The 19,614-nt window shown below is 45.4% G+C and carries 24 protein-coding genes; 11 read left to right on the plus strand and 13 right to left on the minus strand.

Going from position 1 to position 19,614, the window contains the following annotated elements; translation table 11 throughout:
* Position 1 precedes the first annotated feature (1 nt).
* Positions 2-1,087: an A/G-specific adenine glycosylase gene (gene mutY, locus AC5YB1_RS07125; protein WP_494521265.1), complete on the minus strand. Its 1,086-nt coding sequence runs from the start codon at positions 1,085-1,087 to the stop codon at positions 2-4.
* A gap of 283 nt (positions 1,088-1,370) precedes the next feature.
* On the opposite strand from mutY, the gene trmB reads away from it, so the two are divergent.
* The 5 genes from trmB to AC5YB1_RS07150 all read left to right on the plus strand — a co-directional run bounded on the left by trmB (position 1,371) and on the right by AC5YB1_RS07150 (position 5,760).
* A complete protein-coding gene (trmB, locus tag AC5YB1_RS07130) occupies positions 1,371-2,087 on the plus strand; it encodes a tRNA (guanosine(46)-N7)-methyltransferase TrmB (RefSeq protein ID WP_494521266.1) in 717 nt (238 codons plus the stop codon).
* An 80-nt stretch (positions 2,088-2,167) separates the two neighbouring features.
* Positions 2,168-2,491 (plus strand): YggL family protein, encoded by a 324-nt coding sequence (locus AC5YB1_RS07135; protein WP_475514477.1) that lies wholly within the window; start codon positions 2,168-2,170, stop codon positions 2,489-2,491.
* Positions 2,491-3,405, plus strand: coding sequence for a glutaminase B (gene glsB / locus AC5YB1_RS07140; RefSeq protein ID WP_494521267.1), 915 nt, complete (start codon positions 2,491-2,493; stop codon positions 3,403-3,405). The genes AC5YB1_RS07135 and glsB overlap by 1 nt, the downstream gene beginning before the upstream one ends.
* A gap of 248 nt (positions 3,406-3,653) precedes the next feature.
* Positions 3,654-4,475: a YggN family protein gene (locus tag AC5YB1_RS07145; RefSeq protein ID WP_494521268.1), complete on the plus strand. Its 822-nt coding sequence runs from the start codon at positions 3,654-3,656 to the stop codon at positions 4,473-4,475.
* Positions 4,476-4,818: 343 nt separating this feature from the next.
* Positions 4,819-5,760 carry a LysR family transcriptional regulator gene (locus tag AC5YB1_RS07150; protein ID WP_475514476.1) on the plus strand — a complete coding sequence of 314 codons (942 nt, stop codon included), beginning with the start codon at positions 4,819-4,821 and terminating at the stop codon, positions 5,758-5,760.
* 783 nt (positions 5,761-6,543) lie between these two features.
* On the opposite strand, the gene hemW is transcribed toward AC5YB1_RS07150, so the two are convergent.
* The 7 genes from hemW to AC5YB1_RS07185 form a co-directional block, all read right to left on the minus strand.
* Positions 6,544-7,683 (minus strand): radical SAM family heme chaperone HemW, encoded by a 1,140-nt coding sequence (gene hemW, locus AC5YB1_RS07155; RefSeq protein ID WP_494521269.1) that lies wholly within the window; start codon positions 7,681-7,683, stop codon positions 6,544-6,546.
* The gene (gene rdgB, locus AC5YB1_RS07160) at positions 7,683-8,285 is read right to left on the minus strand and encodes an RdgB/HAM1 family non-canonical purine NTP pyrophosphatase (RefSeq protein WP_494521270.1); all 603 of its coding nucleotides are present in this window, start codon (positions 8,283-8,285) and stop codon (positions 7,683-7,685) included. The genes hemW and rdgB overlap by 1 nt, the downstream gene beginning before the upstream one ends.
* Before the next feature lie 170 nt (positions 8,286-8,455).
* On the minus strand, positions 8,456-8,890 hold the full coding sequence (locus AC5YB1_RS07165) for a DUF4426 domain-containing protein (protein WP_494521271.1): 435 nt from the start codon (positions 8,888-8,890) through the stop codon (positions 8,456-8,458).
* A 123-nt stretch (positions 8,891-9,013) separates the two neighbouring features.
* Positions 9,014-9,307, minus strand: coding sequence for a DUF167 family protein YggU (gene yggU, locus AC5YB1_RS07170; protein WP_494521272.1), 294 nt, complete (start codon positions 9,305-9,307; stop codon positions 9,014-9,016).
* Entirely contained in the window at positions 9,307-9,855 is a 549-nt protein-coding gene (locus AC5YB1_RS07175; RefSeq protein WP_494521273.1) for a YggT family protein, read from the minus strand. Before AC5YB1_RS07175 ends, yggU begins: the two co-directional genes overlap by 1 nt.
* Before the next feature lie 27 nt (positions 9,856-9,882).
* Entirely contained in the window at positions 9,883-10,701 is an 819-nt protein-coding gene (proC, locus tag AC5YB1_RS07180; RefSeq protein WP_494521274.1) for a pyrroline-5-carboxylate reductase, read from the minus strand.
* Between the two features lie 242 nt (positions 10,702-10,943).
* Positions 10,944-11,639, minus strand: coding sequence for a YggS family pyridoxal phosphate-dependent enzyme (locus AC5YB1_RS07185; protein WP_494521275.1), 696 nt, complete (start codon positions 11,637-11,639; stop codon positions 10,944-10,946).
* 35 nt (positions 11,640-11,674) lie between these two features.
* On the opposite strand from AC5YB1_RS07185, the gene AC5YB1_RS07190 reads away from it, so the two are divergent.
* From AC5YB1_RS07190 to hemH, 4 genes are all read left to right on the plus strand, one after another.
* Positions 11,675-12,712, plus strand: a complete 1,038-nt coding sequence (locus AC5YB1_RS07190) for a type IV pilus twitching motility protein PilT (RefSeq protein ID WP_110458530.1) — start codon at positions 11,675-11,677, stop codon at positions 12,710-12,712.
* 14 nt (positions 12,713-12,726) lie between these two features.
* Positions 12,727-13,839 (plus strand): PilT/PilU family type 4a pilus ATPase, encoded by a 1,113-nt coding sequence (locus AC5YB1_RS07195; protein ID WP_475514468.1) that lies wholly within the window; start codon positions 12,727-12,729, stop codon positions 13,837-13,839.
* A 177-nt stretch (positions 13,840-14,016) separates the two neighbouring features.
* Positions 14,017-14,577, plus strand: coding sequence for a glutathione peroxidase (locus AC5YB1_RS07200; protein ID WP_494521276.1), 561 nt, complete (start codon positions 14,017-14,019; stop codon positions 14,575-14,577).
* Positions 14,578-14,593: 16 nt separating this feature from the next.
* On the plus strand, positions 14,594-15,610 hold the full coding sequence (gene hemH / locus AC5YB1_RS07205; RefSeq protein WP_494521277.1) for a ferrochelatase: 1,017 nt from the start codon (positions 14,594-14,596) through the stop codon (positions 15,608-15,610).
* A 231-nt stretch (positions 15,611-15,841) separates the two neighbouring features.
* Here the strand turns inward: hemH and ruvX are convergent, their stop codons facing one another.
* From ruvX to AC5YB1_RS07225, 4 genes are all read right to left on the minus strand, one after another.
* Complete coding sequence (gene ruvX, locus AC5YB1_RS07210) at positions 15,842-16,261, minus strand: Holliday junction resolvase RuvX (RefSeq protein ID WP_475514465.1); 420 nt, start codon at positions 16,259-16,261, stop codon at positions 15,842-15,844.
* A gap of 19 nt (positions 16,262-16,280) precedes the next feature.
* The gene (locus AC5YB1_RS07215; RefSeq protein ID WP_475514464.1) at positions 16,281-16,838 is read right to left on the minus strand and encodes a YqgE/AlgH family protein; all 558 of its coding nucleotides are present in this window, start codon (positions 16,836-16,838) and stop codon (positions 16,281-16,283) included.
* 17 nt (positions 16,839-16,855) lie between these two features.
* Positions 16,856-17,185: a stress response translation initiation inhibitor YciH gene (yciH, locus tag AC5YB1_RS07220; RefSeq protein ID WP_494521278.1), complete on the minus strand. Its 330-nt coding sequence runs from the start codon at positions 17,183-17,185 to the stop codon at positions 16,856-16,858.
* Positions 17,186-17,383: 198 nt separating this feature from the next.
* A complete protein-coding gene (locus AC5YB1_RS07225; RefSeq protein WP_475514463.1) occupies positions 17,384-17,695 on the minus strand; it encodes a hypothetical protein in 312 nt (103 codons plus the stop codon).
* A 175-nt stretch (positions 17,696-17,870) separates the two neighbouring features.
* Here AC5YB1_RS07225 and AC5YB1_RS07230 point away from each other — a divergent pair, with 175 nt between their 5' ends.
* Positions 17,871-18,431 (plus strand): DUF4136 domain-containing protein, encoded by a 561-nt coding sequence (locus AC5YB1_RS07230; protein ID WP_475514462.1) that lies wholly within the window; start codon positions 17,871-17,873, stop codon positions 18,429-18,431.
* Positions 18,432-18,687: 256 nt separating this feature from the next.
* Positions 18,688-19,140 (plus strand): DUF924 family protein, encoded by a 453-nt coding sequence (locus tag AC5YB1_RS07235; protein WP_494521279.1) that lies wholly within the window; start codon positions 18,688-18,690, stop codon positions 19,138-19,140.
* 84 nt (positions 19,141-19,224) lie between these two features.
* On the opposite strand, the gene AC5YB1_RS07240 is transcribed toward AC5YB1_RS07235, so the two are convergent.
* Complete coding sequence (locus tag AC5YB1_RS07240; protein ID WP_494521280.1) at positions 19,225-19,530, minus strand: hypothetical protein; 306 nt, start codon at positions 19,528-19,530, stop codon at positions 19,225-19,227.
* Positions 19,531-19,614: the final 84 nt, after the last annotated feature.

The following is a 19,614-nucleotide window of genomic DNA, read 5'->3' on the forward strand; positions in this document are numbered from 1 at the left end:
ATTACTCCTTAATGACTACTGAACCTAGGCTGGCTAAAATACGCTCGGTTGCCGCAGCAAGGCCAACTTTCGGTGGATTGGTTATGTTATACCAGAGTGATGCATCATCTTCCATTACCAGATGGGCTTTTGCTGCCACTTTATCTTGGCTGTCACTTTGGACTATGGTGCCCTCTATGGCGGTGATATCGAGATGGAAATGGCTAAAGGTGTGCCTAAAACTGGTGAGCGGCTCAGCTAAGTGCAGCCTAATTGCATGCTGCTGGGCATAGTTATCCAACTCGGCTTGAGAGGCAAATTGAGGGAAACACCAGAGCCCGCCCCAAATGCCTGCCGGAGGACGTTTAATCATCATGACCCGCTTGTTATTGCGGATCACCAACATAAAGGCTTGTTTTTCTGGGATGCTTTTTTTAGGTTTTTTCCCTGGGTACTCGGTTTGGCGTCCCATTAACTGGGCTTGGCAATCGACTGCCACAGGGCACTGTTCGCACTTAGGTTTTGTGCGAGTACAGATGCTGGCACCAATATCCATCATCGCTTGATTGTATTGGGTAATGTGCTGTTTTGGCGTAAGGGTGTCGGTAAGCTGCCATAGCTGCTCCTCAACCTGCTTTTTTCCTGGCCAGCCAGCGATGGCGCCGTGGCGCGCGAGCACTCTTTTTACATTGCCATCTAAAATCGGATGATGTTGACCAAGAGAGAGCGATAACACCGCGCCTGCTGTGGAGCGACCAATGCCGGGTAACGCTAATACTTGTTCAAATTCAATAGGAAACTCGCCGCCATGCTGGGTGACGATAAGCTGGGCACTTTTATGCAAGTTGCGCGCTCTGGCATAGTAGCCTAGGCCCGTCCAATGGTGCAGCACTTCATCTTGCTCGGCCATTGCGAGCTCTTTTATGCTCGGAAATCGCTGCATAAAGGCTTCGAAATAGGGAATAACAGTCGCGACTTGCGTCTGCTGCAACATGATCTCAGAAACCCATACTTTATAAGGGGTTTTATCTTGTTGCCAAGGAAGGTGCTTACGGCCGTGTTCGGCGTACCAGCTAACAATGCGCTGGTGAAATGGCTCTTTTTTCATGGCGCACAGTGTATAGAGCGTATCTTGGTTTCTCAACCTAAATAGGCGTTAAGCTATAGCGTTGGTCGCATCTATGATGATTATTGGTATACTTTGGCGACAATAGGGCTTGCACTGCACCAGTAACTTTGCATAATGCCTTTCTTTTTATGATTTCCAAATATATTAGTATCAAGGTTAACTACAATCTTGCTGGTGAGGCGCCGTTATCGGCAGATAACCCTAATTTAAGCTACATCAGAGACTATATGGCCATCGCAGGCAGATTATTGAGGCTAAAACAATGAGTGACGTTACCACCGCTGAATTTAATGAAGAGGGTAAATACCTTCGTAAAGTAAGAAGCTTTGTATTACGAGAAGGGCGTTTAACAAAAGGTCAAGCGGTTGCAATGGAGCAACAATGGCCAGTGATGGGGCTAGATTACTCGCCACAGCCACTGGATTTAGCCGCCATATTTGGCCGCGAAGCAGATACCGTACTGGAGATCGGTTTCGGTATGGGTGCCTCACTGGTCGAGATGGCTAAGGCCGCTCCTGAGCTGAACTTTATTGGTATTGAAGTGCATAAACCTGGGGTTGGCGCATGTTTAGCCGATGCCGCCGAAGCGGGCGTGACCAATTTACGCGTGTTCCATCATGATGCGATTGAAGTGCTCGAAAACAGTATCTTACCTGGCTCTCTTGCGCGGGTGCAGCTGTTTTTCCCCGATCCTTGGCACAAAAAACGTCATCACAAGCGTCGTATTGTGCAGCCTGAATTTGTGCAGACGATTCGTAACAGCCTTAAGATTGGTGGTGTGTTTCATTTGGCAACCGATTGGGAAAATTACAGCGAGCATATGCTTGAGGTTATGACCGCGGCACCTGGTTATAAAAATCAGTCTGTTACCGGGGATTTTGTGCCACGTCCAGAGCATCGCCCCTTAACTAAGTTTGAAGCCCGTGGTCATCGTCTCGGCCATGGCGTATGGGATCTAATGTTCGAACGCTGTGAATAAGATTTTAACATTGCCATGATAATCAAATGATTAATCTGGCTGTATTGAGTAAGTATTGTTAGCAATTAACGGGGTAAAATATGGCAACACGTAGCCGTCGTCTTCGCAAAAAACTGCGTATTGATGAGTTTCAAGAGTTTGGATTTGATGTTAACTGGACATTTGACGATTCAGTGTCAGAAGAGCAGATCGACACTATAGTGGATCAGTTTATTGCCCAAGTGATAGAGGCGCGTAAGTTAGGCTTCCACGGTGGTGGACATAAAGAGTGGGAAGGTATTGTTGCCACTCAGTCTATCGGTAAGTGCACCGAAGAAGACCGTGAAGCGGTACGTGCGTTTTGGCAGCAACAACCGACAACCAAGGTTGAAGTTAGCGAGCTTTACGATATTTGGTGGAATTAATGCCCGAACAGGCATTATTAGAGCAGGTGGTGGCGCAAGTTCGCCCCCTGCTCGGCCAAGGCAAGGTCGCCGACTATATTCCTGCATTAGCTAATGTCGATCCCGGTAAGTTAGGCATTGCGGTCACCACTATTGATGGCACCACCATAGGCGCTGGTGATTACTTAGAGCCTTTTTCGATACAAAGTATCTCCAAAGTGTTTAGCCTGACTGTGGCGCTCACCCTGTATGAAGAACTAGATATCTGGTCTCGGGTAGGCAAAGAACCATCTGGACAATCATTTAACTCCCTAGTGCAAATTGAACTTGAACGTGGCGTGCCGCGTAATCCGTTTATTAATGCTGGCGCTTTAATTATTGCCGATCTATTGCATACTCGTCTTGGAGCACCTAAGCAGCGCATGCTGGAGATAGTCAGGGGCCTTAGCGGTAACCCGCATATAGTGTATGACAAGCAGGTGGCTGCATCAGAATATGATCACAGCGCCCGCAATGCTGCGATTGCCTATTTGATGAAGTCTTTTGGTAATTTCAATAATGATGTCAATAAAGTCTTAAAAAACTATTTTCATTATTGTGCCATGCGTATGAGCTGCGCCGATCTGTCTAAGGCGATGCTTTACTTGGCGAATGGCGGTAAAAGTTTGTCGGGTGAGGCGATTGTTTCGCCGGTTCAGACCCGAAAGCTCAATGCCTTATTGGCTACATCTGGCCTATACGACGGCGCAGGGGAGTTTGCTTATCGCGTCGGCATGCCGGGTAAAAGTGGGGTTGGCGGTGGCATTATTGCCGTTATTCCCGGCGATATGAGCGTATGCGTTTGGTCGCCCGAGTTAGATAAAAATGGTAACTCTCTTGCTGGCACCGCAGCCCTTGAGCTGCTATCTCAATCTCTGGGTCGCTCGATTTTCTAATCTTTTGATGAGATTAGCAATAGTGACTAACTACTGGTTTAAATTGCTAACCTCTCGCTTATACCTCTTTTAAATAAATCCTTAAACAATTGATAGTTATACTTATATTTATTTTGGCATAAATCCTGTATTCATTGAGCTTACATTAAGTCAATCTAACAAGCGTCAACGATAGCGATATCTCATGCCCGTTTCTGGTGATGCCGCTGGCAATTGATATCCATAACTTATAATTAAGGATTAATGATATGAACAACATCAGCACCTCTTTGGGATTGTGTGCACTACTGGTCACTAGCAGCACTATGGCGAGCGAGCAAGATAATCGCCTCTCTTTTGGCCATGATAATCATCAGTGCGAGGTAAGCCTTAATTATGACGTGGCGGTTGAACCTCAGAAACTGGTGATAACAGAGGCTCAAAAAGAGGTGTATCGCATCGAGCTTGGCAAGCTGTATGTCGATGGCGTCGAGGTGGCACTCAACGAGCAGCAACGAACTTTAGTTAACCAATACGCTGATGAAGTGTCGAGACAGTTGCCAGAGGTTATTGATCTTGTTCATGATGCTGTGGATATTGCCTCAACCGCAGTCAGCATGGCGTTAACCCCTTTGCTTGGTGATGCGAGTGGCGCCAAAATTGATGAAATGATGGCCGGATTAAGCCAGCGAATTGATACTGTTGCTTACCAAAATGGCGATAAATTTTATCTAGGTGCTACAGAGTCTTCATTGGAAGAGACTTTCGGCCAAGAGTTTGAACAGCAGATGGAGCAATTGGTACAAAGCTCTATTGGTAGCATGATAATGACGCTAGGTAGCGAGATGATGAAAGGTGATGGCGACTCGTTTGAGCAAAAAATGCAAGCATTCGCCACCAAGATGGACAATGTCGGTAAAGATATCGAAGTGCAAATTGAGCAACAAAGTAATGATTTGCAGCAGCGCGCTGACAAACTGTGTGATGACTTTCAGCAGTTGGTTGCGCTTGAGTCGCAATTACGTCAACAAGTACCTGAGTTGACTACTTATCCCCTAATGAATCCCCCTCAGAAACTATTGTTAGAATAACTGCGAATTGTTGCATCTTCTCTAGTAGGCCTTATATGGCTACATTTTCCCTACACTTGCCTTGGGTGTAGGGCTTTTTTGTTTGCAGGTTGGTTATATTTCTTCATTTACCCACAGAATCAATGCTAATGCATGGCAGGAATTAGAATTAAAGCGTAAATTTTTGGTATACTTGCGAAAAATTATAACAATGCTGGCTAAATTTCGATGATGAAATGAGTAACAGTTTGACTCTACTGTTAAGTTATTTTTAATTATCACAGAGATAACCATAAACGGGTGGCTTATCACTATGGTTTACAACATATATTAATATGGTCGCAAACACCTTAAGGCTATTTAAATGTTAGAACTTTTAGAACCTATTGCAATTTTTACTCATGTTGCTCGTGCAGGTAGTTTTAGTTCCGCCGCGCGTAAATTGGGGATTTCTAAATCTAAAGTTAGCACCCAGGTTGCTGATTTAGAACATAAACTTGGTGTTCAGCTGATCCAGCGTACCACGCGTAGTTTGAGTCTAACCGAGGCCGGACAGTTACTCTATACCCAAGGTGAAGAGTTACTGAGAGATGCCGAGCAAGCGGTTGCGAGTGTACACAATCTTAATGATGCCACCCGCGGTGTGCTTAAAGTGGGGATTTCACAGTCTTTTGGAACCATGCATCTTATTCCAGCATTACCTGATTTTATGGCTAAACATCCGGAGTTAGAATTACAGGTCAGCTTGTTAGACCATAAAGTGGATGTCGTCAGTGAAGGATTAGACCTACTATTAACTATGTCAGAGCAATTGCCGCTGGGTATGGTGGCCAGACCCTTAATGAAGTGCCAGTTTTTACTGCTGGCTTCCCCCGATTATGTCGAAAAGCATGGTTATCCTGAGCGTCCAGAGCAGTTAGTCGACCATAACTGTCTTGTGTATCAAGGCGAGTGGCACGAACACAGTGTTTGGCAGTTTAAGAAAGAAGATGATTATTGTGAGATAGGGGTCTCGGGTAACTTTAGGGTCGATAATGCACCTGCCCTGAAATCGGCTGCGGTTAGTGGTTTAGGTGTGGTGTATCTTGCCAGTTATCTATTAGAAGATGAGATAGCCAAAGGCACCTTAGTCCCGCTGTTACCAGAATGGCAATTGACTCACCATTTACCCTTGCAAGCCGTCTACCCACGACGTAAACATTTAGCACCCAAGGTGAGTGCATTTATTGACTTTATTAAGGGGCATATCGGTGCGCCACCTTATTGGGATGCGCCTTATGAGTCGCTATATGCTAAGCGAAAGTAATTTTGTAGACTCGTTATTGTTCTCGCAATGGTGCTAGTCTCTGCGGGGGAGTTTGTGAGAGAGTAAACATATAATTGAAAACATTGTTCTAGCATGAACACAATAAGCCCACAACCGATTGGTTGTAGGGCTTTTTTGTTTTAATTCATATAGTTAATCTTGCTTTGGTGATTGAGCTTGTGCTGATTTTTAAACGTGATAGTAACTTGGTTATATTACACGTTGCACAACGTTCTTAATTTAATACAATAGTTGCAGTTGATTTGGGATGACCTGATCCCGTTAAGTCGATTAAGAATGACCCCTCTTGATCGGTTTTACGCAGGTTCGCACTATTTAGTATTATGCAATCTTAAATTGATGCTGGCAGCGGTTTAATAACTAAAACAATGCTAGCCTTAACCATCATCCTAGTTTTGGTTTACCCCAGCAAGGCTTGCTGGGGTGATTTTTCTTTATCAATAGCCCTGCGCCCTTCAATATACTTTCCATTAGCTATCCTAGTGCTATTTCTTATTTGTCCGACTAATGATTCGATTTTTGAGCACATTAACCAGCGCGGCAGGCTTAATTGAGTGCTGTTTTGTCATGATATCGCTATGCCTTAATGGGCTTGGAATGGCGATTGAATTTGTGGTTTCATCGTCAAGTTTATCGATTGATGACTGCTGAAATATTCAGATGGTTGTAGATAAAGGAAGGTACGCAGTAAGCGATATTTCGATTGCCCGCTAGTCTGTTCTAGCGGGCAGGAGAATAGTACTGTATTAACAATATTGGTGATTAATCGCAGAACTGCGCGAGTAGTTCATTGACGAACATGTTGCCTTTGGGGGTGAGCTGCCAATGCTCGTCACCTGTGGTAACTAAGCCTTTTTGTTCACCCAGTAGCATACCCTTATCGAGTACACTGCGATGCAACCCTGTGCGCTGCTCGAACTCCAGTTTAGGGATAGGCGACATGAGCCGAAGGCGGTTCATTAGGTACTCTAGCGGGCGATCCTCATTTAGCACTTCACTCTTGTCAAACAGGTGATCTACTGCACTGAGATACCCCTTAGGGTGCTTAATTTTCACCGTGCGCCAAATGCGTTGTTCAGCTTCGAGGGTTATCTTGCCATGGGCACCGCAACCTATGCCTAGGTAATCACCAAACTGCCAATAGTTGAGGTTGTGTTGGCATTGATAGCCGGGTTTCGCATAGGCGGAGATCTCATATTGCTCATACCCAAGCTGTGCCAGACGTTGCTGCCCCTGTTCATATATGTGCCATAGCGCCTCATCATCGGGCAGTTGTGGCGGTTTAGAGTGGAACAGGGTGTTTGGCTCAATCGTCAGTTGATACCAAGACAGGTGCGGAGGGTTAAGTGCCGCGGCTGTTTCGATATCCTGCATGGCTTCGTCAAAGCTTTGATTAGGTAGCCCATGCATCAAGTCTAAGTTAAAGCTATTGTAGTTAGCCTGCTGGGCTTTTTCTGCCGCCACTTGAGCTTCATCTTTATCATGGATGCGTCCTAACAGATTAAGCTTATCGCTGGCAAAACTCTGTACCCCAATTGATAAGCGCGTAACGCCTGCTGCGCGGTAGGCGGCAAAGTCATCGTGCTCTAAGGTGCCAGGGTTGGCTTCCATGGTGATTTCGATATTGTCTTTAAAGGCAATTTGTTCTCTTACACCTTCAAGTAACCATTGTATTTGGCTCGCATCAAACAGTGACGGCGTGCCGCCACCAATAAAGATGGAGTGTAGCTTACGCCCCTGAACATATTGATGATCTTTAGCTAAGTCGACCAGCAGTGCATCGACATATTCTTGCTGGGGCAGCTCGCCATGTTGACCGTGCGAATTAAAGTCACAATAAGGGCATTTTTGGACACACCATGGGATGTGAATATAGAGACTCAGTGGTGGCAGTAGTAACATTACCCTAGTACGCCTTTAGCTTGTAATTCAGCAAGTAACAGTTGCATCGCCTTACCGCGGTGACTTAAGGCATTTTTCTCTTCGCTGCTCATTTGTGCCGCGCTGCATTGATGATGCTCTGGGATAAAAATCGGATCGTAGCCATGACCATTATCGCCTTGGGGCTCGAAAGCAATACTTCCTTCCCACGCCGCTTGGCAGATAATTGGAGTCGGATCATCTGCATGACGCATATAGACCAAAATACATTGAAAGCGCGCGCTGCGCTGCTCGGGGCTATCTTTTAATGCTGCTAGGAGTTTGTTGTAATTATCGCTGTCACTGGCATTGTCACCGCCGTAACGGGCCGAATAGATCCCTGGCGCACCGCCAAGAACGTCGACCTCTAGTCCTGAGTCATCGGCAATGGCCGCTAGTCCGGTAATGTTTGCGGCGTGACGCGCCTTGATAATCGCATTTTCAACAAAGGTGGTGCCCGTTTCAGGAACTTCTTCAACATTGAACTGGCTTTGGGGCAGTACTTCGATACCAAATTCAGCTAAGATTTCAGCAAACTCTTTTAACTTGCCTTTATTGCCGCTGGCTAACACTATTTTATTCATCTGGAGCACCAATGAGAGATGGAGATAATTGGCGGCAATGATACCCAAGCTGGGGCCGAAACGGTAGGGGAAAGCGCGTTTTACTTTGCTCTTTAGCGGCGACTAAAAAGCAAAGTGCTGTGCCGTGTTTGTGTGAGGCACAGCTCGCTGTGTACTGTTATTTTTTAGGCTTAATCGACATAAAATTTCTGCTTAAAGGTGATCTGGGTATTGAGTTTATTGCCGTATTTAATTGCCACCTGAAAATTGATTTCTTGATCATCACGATAAGGCACTTCAGCGATGTAGTAGATGGCGTCGCCTTCTCTTATTTCGCGAAATACTAAATCGAGACGAGCATCGAGCAGATTATTGGCAATGCCAGAAATTTCCACCGGGATAGCAGGATTACCTTCTTTGCTGGTGTCTAGCACAGAGATATTAATTAATCCTGTGTAGCTGCTACGTTTTATGCCATAGGTTTTGGCTATATTTGGGGTGATGAAAGTGCTGCCTAAGGCGACATAATGAATATCGTAATGGCCCACGCTCTGTTTTTGCTCGGCGCTAGCGTGACCTGCTATGCCTAGCGACAGCAATAGAGCGCAAAATAAAGAACGAAACATGGTTAACTCCTAGAGACTAAATAATGGATATTAGTATAGCTTTTAATGCTTAACTTGGTGTCTTTAAGCAAAGCGGTATTGAGTCTTAATATTGAATTTAGACTACTTTCGAGCATCATTAGTTTATAGCGTGAGTAAGCTCGCAATCTCATCAGGCAGCTGTTTTGGCGCCAACACCTTAACTTGTTTATGGCGACCCAATTCGCCTTTTTCGATAACAATATGGCTTTTCGGCACCTTAAACAGCTTGGCCAAATATTTGCTCAAATGAGCGTTGGCCTTGCCGTCGATAGGCGGAGCGGTGATCGCCACTTTCAGCTCCTCACCATGGGGACCCACAATCTGGTCCCGGCTGGCTTTAGGTTGTATATAGAGCTTGAGCAGCAGATCACCTTGCTCTTGTGTCACTGACGCCATTAAACATTGGCCCAAAATGGCACGTATTGAGCGAGCAAAATATTGACAAAGTTAAGAATGATCATCATCACCAGTAACGACAAGTCTAACCCTCCCATCGGCGGCAAAATACGGCGAATGGGTGACAATAGTGGCTCAGTGAGTTGTGCCATGACCATTTCGATAGGGTTATGACCTTGGCTCACCCAGCTTAAAATTGCACGTAAAATCAACATCCAAAACAGCAATACCCCAGCCTCTTTAACCACTGAGACTACAGAGATCAGTAAAATTGTCGGAATGCTAATGGCGGCGCCAGCAATCAAGCTGAGTATGACAAACTTAGCCACAACCACTAATAGGGCGAGTACCACTGATGCGGTATCTAATGCCCCTATAGAGGGGATGATACGTCGCATTGGCGCCACAATGGGTTGAGTGGCTTTTACCACAAATTGGCTAAATGGATTGTAAAAATCGGCGCGAGCCAGCTGCAACCAGATGCGGATAATGACCACCATCAGGTACAGGTCGAAAACGGTACTGATTAAAAAGCTAAATGCGTTCATTGGATCTCTCTATTTAACGGTATTGAATTAAAATTGTTTAGCCATCTCTGCGGCGCGATCCATACAATCGTGCATTGCATTTCTGACGATGCCCCTTAAATTAGCCGCTTCAAATGCCGCTAATGCTTGCGCCGTAGTGCCGCCTTTAGAGGTGACATTTTCGCGTAACTGTCCGGCCGACAGTTGTGGATTTTGCTTCACCATTTGCGCGGCGCCAAGGGCGGCTTGCTGCACTAATTGACGAGCCAGATCCTCGTCAACGCCATCTTGCTTCGCGCTGTCAATCATAGCCTCCATCATCAGGAAAAAATAGGCGGGGGAACTGCCCGCTAACGCAATGACTTGATTAAGATCATCTTCTTTTGACACCCACACAGTTTCGCCGCCACTTTGCATGATTTGTTCGCACAGGGCTTTGTCTTGTGATGACACCGACGGCTGGGCATACAGGCCAGTCATGCCGTAGCCGATTTGCGTTGGCGTGTTTGGCATAGTGCGAATGAGCTTTATCGGCTGCTTAAAATAATCATGATAACGTGATGCCGCTACGCCCGCAGCTATGGTAATAATCAGTTTTTGTGATAAATCTAAGTCGCTTAATGCTTCGCACACTTGCTGCATTAACTGAGGTTTTACCGCCAGAACGATAACATCGGCTTCAATAGCCGCTTGGCGATTATCATGTGACACCTTGATACCGAGTTGCTGCGATAAGACTTGCAGCTTAGCTTCACTGGGGTTGGTGGCGTGGATGAGTTCAGCCGGATAGCCACTGTTGACTATACCGCTGGCGATGCTGCGCGTCATGTTACCGGCACCAATAAAGCATATTTTTTTCTGTATCATAAGGGTCTCTGTTTTTTTGCCTAAAACTGATGTTAATAATATTAGGGCAAGTGATGAAAAAACAAGGCTTGTCAATCTAATAGACTAGCCTGCTGATGGGGCAGCATTTAGATTAGCACTTTTACACCGACCTAATTTTACGCTGTTTAGGGCATCGCTATGCTATTTCGGGCCTATTATTGCCAGCCAATCATTGCTAGCCAATCACTCCTGAGCGATGACGATTGCAGATGGCGATTAACCTAGCTACGGGCACCGAAAATGGCGCTGCCAATACGTACTAGGGTCGAGCCAGAAGCTATCGCCATTTCCAAATCGTTACTCATACCCATCGACAGAGTGTCAAGCTGTGGATATTTGACTTGTAATGCTTGATATAGCTGCTGCATATGTGACAACTCTTGCTGTTGGCGGTGCTCATCATCGGTTGCAGTAGGAATTGCCATCAACCCGCGTAAACATAAATGTGGTAATGAGTCGATCACATCTGCCAATGCCGTTATCTGCTCCTCATCAGGGGGGAGCCCAGATTTACTGGCTTCTTGGCTGATATTAAGTTGAATACACACATTGAGCGGCGCGCACTGAAGCGGGCGCTGCTCATTTAGGCGCTGAGCTATCTTGGCTCGGTCTAGGGTGTGCATCCAATCAAAGTGCTCGGCAATCACTTTCGTTTTATTCGATTGCAGCGGGCCGATAAAATGCCATTCAATATCGGGGTAGTCAGCTTTTAGGGCAATAATCTTGGATTCACCCTCTTGAACATAGTTTTCACCAAAAAGACGTTGTCCGGCCTGATAAGCGGCTACTATCTGTGAAATAGGCTTAGTTTTACTCACTGCCAGTAGCTTTATTTCGTCACTATGACGTGATGAATTTTGCGCCGCTTGAGCGATTCTTTGGTGGGCTAGCGCCAGTCTGTCTGCTATTGTTGTCATGGTCTACGTTTTTGGTTAAATGGATATCCCAAACTATGGAAATCACAGAGTTACTTGCCTTTAGTGTAAAGCACAATGCATCGGATCTACACCTTTCTGCAGGTGTATCGCCAATGATACGTGTAGATGGTGAGGTCAGAAAGATTAATCTGCCTGCTTTAGACCACCAAGGCGTGCACAGCCTTGTTTATGACATCATGAATGATAAGCAGCGTAAAGATTACGAAGAACATCTTGAAATCGATTTCTCCTTTGAAGTACCTAATTTAGCCCGTTTCCGTGTTAACGCCTTTAACCAGTCTCGTGGCGCAGCAGCGGTATTTCGTACTATTCCCAGTGAAATTTTAAGCCTAGAAAAACTCGGCGCCCCTGAGATTTTTAAAAAGATAGCCAGTTACCCTCGTGGCTTGGTATTGGTGACGGGGCCGACAGGCTCGGGTAAGAGTACCACCTTGGCGGCAATGATCGATTACGTTAATGAAAACCGCCATGATCATATTTTGACCATTGAAGACCCTATCGAATTCGTCCACCAAAATAAGCAATGTTTGATTAACCAACGTGAAGTGCATCGCCACACTCACAGCTTTAATGCCGCGCTCAGAAGTGCACTGCGTGAAGACCCTGATGTGATTTTGGTGGGGGAAATGCGCGATCTCGAAACCATACGTTTGGCGATGACGGCGGCAGAAACCGGCCACTTAGTCTTTGGCACCTTGCATACCACCTCTGCGGCGAAAACCATTGACCGTGTGGTCGATGTATTTCCCGAAGGTGAAAAAGGCATGGTCAGAACCATGTTATCAGAATCGCTGCAGGCGGTGATTTCACAAACCCTGATTAAGAAGGTGGGCGGTGGTCGTGTTGCAGCCCATGAGATCATGATGGGAACACCGGCCATTCGTAACTTAATCCGTGAAGATAAGGTCGCCCAGATGTATTCAGCCATTCAAACGGGTATGGCCCATGGCATGCAAACCTTAGATCAGTGTTTACAAAACTTGGTCAATCGAGGCCTGATCACTCGCGAAGACGCCATGTCAAAGAGTTCCAATAAGAACGCTAGTTTCTAAGTTAAGGTAGTATTATGGAAGTTCGTCCTTTTTTAAAAGTCATGGTCGATCGCAAAGCGTCGGATCTGTTCATTACCGCAGGCTTTCCCCCTAGCGCCAAAATCGATGGTGAGGTCAGGCAACTGGCCGAAAATCCGTTTACGCCGCAGCAATCGCTTGAGTTTGTCGAAGCGTTAATGACTGAAGCGCAGCGTAAAGAGTTTCATGAAAGTCGTGAATGTAACTTTGCCTTTGCGGCCAAAGATCTGGGGCGTTTTCGTGTCAGTGCCTTTTGGCAACGCGAATCTCCCGGTTGCGTGATGCGCCGTATCGAAACCAAGATCCCTGAGGTTGAAGATTTAAAATTACCGCCCATCCTAAAAGATTTAGTCATGAGTAAGCGTGGTCTTATCATCATGGTTGGGGGCACCGGCACGGGTAAATCAACCTCTTTAGCCGCATTAGTGGGTTATCGTAATGCTAATGCCCGCGGGCATATTTTAACTATCGAAGACCCTGTCGAATTTGTACATGATCACCGCAAGAGCATTATTACCCAGCGCGAAGTAGGTATCGATACCGAATCGTTTGATGCCGCGCTTAAAAGTTCGTTACGTCAGGCGCCCGATGTCATTTTGATTGGTGAGATCCGCAGCCAGGAGACCATGGAATTTGCCCTCTCTTTTGCCGAAACGGGCCACTTATGTATGGCGACCTTACATGCTAATAATGCCAACCAAGCGTTAGATCGTATTATGCACCTAGTTCCTGAGAGTAAGCATCAGCAGTTACTGTTTGATTTATCGCTTAACTTACGGGGTATTGTGGCGCAGCAACTGGTGCCAAAAAGTGATGGTACGGGTCGCCGAGCCGCCATTGAAGTACTCATCAATACTCCGCGAGTCGCCAGTTTGATCGCCAAAAACGAACTGCATGTGTTAAAAGAGACCATGGCCAAGTCTAATGAGCAAGGCATGCAAACATTCGATCAGGCGTTATTAAAGCTCTATGTTGAGGGCGAAATAAGCTATGCCGATGCGCTGCATCATGCCGACTCTCCTAACGACTTGCGCTTAATGATTAAGCTACAAAGTAGTGAACCAACGAGCTCAGGTTTTATGGAAGGTGTAACTCTAGACTTAGATTAACGCCTTATGTGACAAAGCCGAAAAACCTCTATGGTTATCGGCTTTGTCATTATGTGAGTAGACGTTAATTTTATGCCGCTAACTGAAGCCAATTATCCGCTGAAGAATCTTTCGATGCTGTGATCTAATACACTGATTAACACGTATATTCGCCTTTACAGTGCTGGAGATATCACGATGAAATCGATATTATTACCCTTAGTTGTTTTAGGCATGGCAAGCTTATCAAGCCAAGCAAGTGCGGCGGAATGTGCCGAGTTTTTCCAAGTTGAGGCGCGTAAGTTGCATTCTGAGCAAGAACTCGACTTGTGTAAGTTGACCCAAGGCAAGCCGGTATTAGTGGTCAATACTGCCAGCCGTTGTGGCTATACCTCGCAATTTAAAGGCTTAGAGCAACTGCACCAGCGCTATAAAGATAGCGGCTTAGTAGTATTAGGCTTTCCTTCTAATGACTTTAATCAAGAAGAAGCACAGGAGGTAAAAACCGCCGATGTGTGTTATATCAATTACGGCGTGACCTTTACCATGCTAGCCACAGGCGCGGTAAAAGGCGATGCGGCCCAGCGTCCATTTGACCACTTAGCCGCGGTGACTAAAGCTCCCAGCTGGAACTTTAATAAATACTTAATCAGCGCCGACGGTAAACAAGTTCAACGATTTGCTTCTAGTGTAAAACCTAACGACAGTGTTTTAATCGAAGCAATTGAAAAGCAATTGAAAAGCAATTATAAAAATTGAAAATCAGGGAGTTAAATTGGCTAAATATATTGGCTTAACCAAAGAGCAAGGACATCAAAAGCGATCGAAAGTAACGGTATTGCTGATGAATTTAGGCACCCCTAGCGCACCGACAACATCAGAGGTGCGTCGTTATTTGGCCGAGTTCTTGGCCGATCCGCGTGTGGTCGAGATCCCTAAGCTACTTTGGATGATCATTTTACATGGCATTATCTTACGAGTGAGACCGGCTAAATCGGCCGCGTTATACAAGCAAATTTGGGGAGAGTCAGGCTCGCCATTGATGGAGATCACCCAAAAACAGACGGCCAAGTTAGCAGAGCGGTTTCGTGAGCGCGGTGATGACATTAATGTCGATTTCTGTATGCGTTACGGCGAGCCAAGTGTCAAAGACACCCTAAACCGTTTACATCAACAAGGCACAGACAAGCTAGTCGTGTTGCCGCTTTATCCTCAATATGCGGCGCCAACCACGGCATCGGCGTTTGATGCCTTGACCTTAGAACTGCGTAATTGGCGCTATCTGCCCAGCGTGCATTTTATTAATACCTATCATGACAACCCTGATTATATTGCCGCATTGGCCGACTCTATTCAGCGTGATTTTGACAAACATGGTAAGCCGAAGAAGCTAGTGATCTCTTATCACGGCATGCCTGAGCGTAATTTACATTTAGGCGATCCTTACTCTTGTTTTTGTCATAAAACCACCCGTTTAGTGGTGGAAAAGCTAGGTCTTACAGAGAGTGATTACATTACCACCTTCCAATCTCGATTCGGTAAGGCAAAATGGCTGACGCCTTATACCGATGAGACGCTGCAACGCTTGGGCAATGAAGGAGTAGATGACGTCGCCATTATCTGCCCAGCATTTAGTGCTGACTGTTTAGAGACGTTAGAAGAGATTGAACATGAAAATCGTCAGGTGTTTATCGAAGCTGGTGGCAAGCAGTATCGTTATATTGCTGCGCTAAACGATGATGATGCGCATATTGCGATGATGGAAAATTTAGTTAAGCCTTACTTGGTTTAACACACTCAATATTTATCACTTGTAAATATCTATAGGCCTTCCAATGAAGGCCTATTTTATTTTGGCGCAAAGTTTGTTGGCCTTGGAATCAAGAGCAATCACATCTGCTTGAGTAGCGGCTGGCTGCATTTTCATTTATTGAAAGCGTTTGAAGGGCAAACCTTCACTGTTATTAATCGCCTGCTCGGTGGGGGGGAATGCGCAAGCCAGTCGCAACTGGCTCGGGTGAGGTTAATAAAGGTTCTCGAAATAGCTTTCGATAATCAGCACAGCCGACATCGAGTCCACTTGTCCTTTCGATAGTGCTTTAAAGCCACCCATTTCAAACAGTCGCGCTTTAGCATCGGCCGTGGTTAAGCGCTCATCTTGGGTGGCGGTTTTGACGCCAAATCGGCCGCTGATTCGGTTGGCAAACTTACGCGCCCTTTGGGTCATCTCTTGTTCGCTGCCATCCATGTTGAGTGGTAAACCGACGACGACAATATCGGGTTTCCACTCATCGATTAACGCGCCAATTTCTTCCCATTGCGGGATGCCATCATTAGCTTTAATTGACGTTAGCGGGGTAGCACTTGCGGTAATTTGTTGGCCTATCGCCACGCCAATACTCTTAGTGCCGAAGTCGAAACCAAGCACTGTTGCTGCATTCATCTCTTATGTCCTGTTGGGGTTAGGCATGGCCTATTTGGTTGCAAAGCTGGCCAATATCAAAGCCTAGGGTTTGGGTGGCCTTTTGCCAGCGTTGCTCGTGTGGCGTTTTAAATAAAATATCGAGAGAGGCGGGGATGGTTAACCATGAATTTTCCCCTAACTCTTGCTCTAATTGCTGCCGGCCCCATCCGGCGTAACCTAGTGCGACAATAAAGTTGTCGGGTGCATTGTTACTGCCCAGTGAAGCCAGTACATCGCGCGATGTAGTGAGCATTATTTCATCATTTATAAGCTGACTATTACTCCACTTATCTTGGGGGGTGTGAAGCACAAAGCCCTTTTCTTGTTCTACAGGGCCGCCAAGCAGTACTTCACTGTTAATGCTGTCAACTTTATTGACCTCGTTGAGGTTCATCTGCTGCAGTAGCTCATTAACATCGATACCGACTGGGCGGTTAATCATCAGCCCCATGGCGCCTTGTTGGTTGTGTTCACATAAGTAGATGACTGAACGCTCGAAAAAGGTATCGTGAAGCGAAGGCATTGCAATAAGTAGATGATGCTGCAAACTTTCCATCTAGCACTCCAGAGTCATTAGCCACCGGCTAATTTAACTTGATAATTGAGTTTTTCAAGTAGGGTTTTGAGTTGTTCGCGATTGTCGGTTTGTACTTCAATATTGAACTCTTTGACCGTGCCGCCGCAACCGCACTGTTTTTTGAGCTTCTGTGCTAATGCTTTTAACTCTTTTTCATCTAACTCTAGGCCTTTTATAACAGAGACCCCTTTGCCTTTACGGCCTTTGCTGTCTTTGTGAATTCGGACTATGCCGTCACCTTGTGGGGCGGATTCTGGCTGTTTCTTTTCAGTGATTTTGCCTATATCTGTGCTATAGACTAAAGCTACATTAGGATCGATTCTCATCTTTAATCGGACGGTTATGGGCGATATATCGAGTTTACCAAATTGCGCTATCCAGTGGGAGGTCTTCGCAACATTAGACAAAAAAAAGACCACAAAAATGTGGTCATGGATAAGGCTTTATATCAATTTGCAGGGAGATATAAAGTCTGTATTATCCCAAAGCAACTAACGAATTAGCGCAAGGTGTGAGCAAATGGGTTATCGCTGTAATACTAATAATAGCAGGCTTAATGCGGTAAATGCCGCGCCAGTAATAATATAAGGGTGTAGTTTAGGTACTGCCACTGCGAAGCCTGTAAGGGTAAAGGCCATTGCAACCGTAAGGTAAGGGGCGTTGTCTAAGGTGGCTAAAATAAAAGCAAGCGACATCAACAATAGCAGTGGCAGTAGCAAGCATCGCCACTGCCCTTTAATTTGGGTGAGAGAGTCGGCGGTTGGCGTGGCTAATGACTTTGGCGCAAAGACAAAAATAGCACTGGCGATAACAAATGCACTGATAAACCAAGTCATATTTAACTCCCTTCCAAATCTAATTGATAATCATTATCATTTGAGGGTTGCTTCAAGTCAAGGTATTTATGTTTTACAGTGTGCCAAAATAGAGTTGTAGATCAGAAATTTGCTCTGTAAGCTAAAATTTAATGAGTTAGGTTGATAGTAGGCCTTGTTTTTTGCTGGAGTTAGTATGAAAAAAATAATCGTTTTAGCAGCTGCGCTAGCGTTAACTGCTTGTAGCACGATGAAGTCGAGCTCAGATTATGATCCAAAAGTAAATTTTAATCAGATTAAAAGTTATGCTTGGGTAGATAAAAGAAATGATGATACGACTTATCATCTTGATGGTTTGATGGATCAACGTGTTAGAAGTGCTATCGAGAGTCAGTTGCAACTTAAAGGCATCACCAAAACCCGCGCCGAACAGGCCGATGTATTAGTGAACTACTTTACTAAGGTCGATAAAAAAATTGATGTTGATACTTTCAATACCAACTTTGGCTACAACCCCTATTATGGGCCGGGCTGGGCATGGGGTGGCAATATGCATACCCAAACTACGGTGCGCGAATATGAAGTGGGTACTTTAGTGGTCGACTTGGTTGATCGTAGTTCTGGGCAGTTAATTTGGCGTGGTTCTGTTGCCGATACCGTGCGCAATAAGAACACCCCCGAAGAGCGTATTGAAGTGGTTAATCGGGCGATTGCCGAGGTGATGACCCACTACCCACCCAAAGCTGAAGTAAAATAGTACTGAGGGTTGAACTCTTAGCGTAATGCATCAATAACAGTGTTATCAGGCGATAAACTCAATTTTACTTTTGATGGTTAACATTAAAACAACACAAGCGGCTCAGCCGCTTGTGTTGTTTCTATCTATAGGTTAGATGCGTAAAAGTTGCATACTCCACAAGCAGAGGTATTTAGACCAAAGTGCTAGATATTATTGCTGCTCTCTGGTGTTATTCTCACCAGACTATCTACTGGTTATGGGTTATGGAGGCAGCGTGGAACAGTTTTTACAGCAATGGTTTCATCATTACGATAAAGGTGTAGGCGTAGAGGCGAGTGATTTGAGCCAAGAGACTACTCGACATTGGCAATGTTTACTCCTTAACGCCAAAAGTGGTCAACTTAATAGCTGGCAACATAATCCACCAGGCAGGTTGGCACTGATTTTACTCATGGGACCTGTGGCGCACCTTTTAGAAGATGATAGCGCCATGACATTACAGCTTAAAGCTAGAGAGCTGTGTGTCTCAGGGGTTGATAAAGGTTTTGATACCCAATTAGAGCCAGTGCAACGCCGCTGTTTTTACGATCCGCTATTTTATTCAGCTAAAGCCGATGATAGAGCCTTGTTGATCCGCTTACTCGAAGGGATGCAGTCGCAATTAGCTTCTGCGGCCAAGCCTGCTTGGTCTACCTGGTATCAGCAAGCATCTGTTGCAAGTCATTAAGTCACCATGTGCAGTGAATGCTTATTTTAAGTGAGTGAGCAGCGATTATTGGTTTCGCAATCCTGAACAATATGACTTCATATGTTATGTGACCATATTGTTCATCATATTTTTAAGTAGTTGCCTTACTAAGCGGCTGAGCTCCTCATTGATACCATGATGTTGTATTACGTCAACATTCACTATCCAAACAAATTGTTCAAAAGACATAGATATGCTGCATAATTGCTGTTTGTTCAGTGCTTCTTGAGTGAAATGTTCGGGTAATAGTGCCCAGCCAAAGCCTGATTTAGTCTGCTCCAACAACACATAATAATTGTCCGCATCCCCAACATCTGGCGAGTGTTGTAATTGATAACTTGAGTGCTGAGTATCTTTTGCTCCGATCACCAATTGTCGATATAACGTTAAGCTGTGGGTAGCGCTCTGCTAGCATTTTCAGTTGCTCGGTTAAGTCAGCCTATGGCACTCCTT

This window comes from Shewanella sp. 433 (genome assembly GCF_059338565.1).

Excerpts from the sequence above, each read along its gene's own strand:
- mutY (WP_494521265.1), bottom strand. The coding sequence starts at position 1,087 with ATGAAAAAAGAGCCATTTCACCAGCGCATTGTTAGCTGGTACGCCGAA.
- trmB (WP_494521266.1), top strand. The coding sequence starts at position 1,371 with ATGAGTGACGTTACCACCGCTGAATTTAATGAAGAGGGTAAATACCTT.
- AC5YB1_RS07135 (WP_475514477.1), top strand. The coding sequence starts at position 2,168 with ATGGCAACACGTAGCCGTCGTCTTCGCAAAAAACTGCGTATTGATGAG.
- glsB (WP_494521267.1), top strand. The coding sequence starts at position 2,491 with ATGCCCGAACAGGCATTATTAGAGCAGGTGGTGGCGCAAGTTCGCCCC.
- AC5YB1_RS07145 (WP_494521268.1), top strand. The coding sequence starts at position 3,654 with ATGAACAACATCAGCACCTCTTTGGGATTGTGTGCACTACTGGTCACT.
- AC5YB1_RS07150 (WP_475514476.1), top strand. The coding sequence starts at position 4,819 with ATGTTAGAACTTTTAGAACCTATTGCAATTTTTACTCATGTTGCTCGT.
- hemW (WP_494521269.1), bottom strand. The coding sequence starts at position 7,683 with ATGTTACTACTGCCACCACTGAGTCTCTATATTCACATCCCATGGTGT.
- rdgB (WP_494521270.1), bottom strand. The coding sequence starts at position 8,285 with ATGAATAAAATAGTGTTAGCCAGCGGCAATAAAGGCAAGTTAAAAGAG.
- AC5YB1_RS07165 (WP_494521271.1), bottom strand. The coding sequence starts at position 8,890 with ATGTTTCGTTCTTTATTTTGCGCTCTATTGCTGTCGCTAGGCATAGCA.
- yggU (WP_494521272.1), bottom strand. The coding sequence starts at position 9,307 with ATGGCGTCAGTGACACAAGAGCAAGGTGATCTGCTGCTCAAGCTCTAT.
- AC5YB1_RS07175 (WP_494521273.1), bottom strand. The coding sequence starts at position 9,855 with ATGAACGCATTTAGCTTTTTAATCAGTACCGTTTTCGACCTGTACCTG.
- proC (WP_494521274.1), bottom strand. The coding sequence starts at position 10,701 with ATGATACAGAAAAAAATATGCTTTATTGGTGCCGGTAACATGACGCGC.
- AC5YB1_RS07185 (WP_494521275.1), bottom strand. The coding sequence starts at position 11,639 with ATGACAACAATAGCAGACAGACTGGCGCTAGCCCACCAAAGAATCGCT.
- AC5YB1_RS07190 (WP_110458530.1), top strand. The coding sequence starts at position 11,675 with ATGGAAATCACAGAGTTACTTGCCTTTAGTGTAAAGCACAATGCATCG.
- AC5YB1_RS07195 (WP_475514468.1), top strand. The coding sequence starts at position 12,727 with ATGGAAGTTCGTCCTTTTTTAAAAGTCATGGTCGATCGCAAAGCGTCG.
- AC5YB1_RS07200 (WP_494521276.1), top strand. The coding sequence starts at position 14,017 with ATGAAATCGATATTATTACCCTTAGTTGTTTTAGGCATGGCAAGCTTA.
- ruvX (WP_475514465.1), bottom strand. The coding sequence starts at position 16,261 with ATGAATGCAGCAACAGTGCTTGGTTTCGACTTCGGCACTAAGAGTATT.
- AC5YB1_RS07215 (WP_475514464.1), bottom strand. The coding sequence starts at position 16,838 with ATGGAAAGTTTGCAGCATCATCTACTTATTGCAATGCCTTCGCTTCAC.
- yciH (WP_494521278.1), bottom strand. The coding sequence starts at position 17,185 with ATGAGAATCGATCCTAATGTAGCTTTAGTCTATAGCACAGATATAGGC.
- AC5YB1_RS07225 (WP_475514463.1), bottom strand. The coding sequence starts at position 17,695 with ATGACTTGGTTTATCAGTGCATTTGTTATCGCCAGTGCTATTTTTGTC.
- AC5YB1_RS07230 (WP_475514462.1), top strand. The coding sequence starts at position 17,871 with ATGAAAAAAATAATCGTTTTAGCAGCTGCGCTAGCGTTAACTGCTTGT.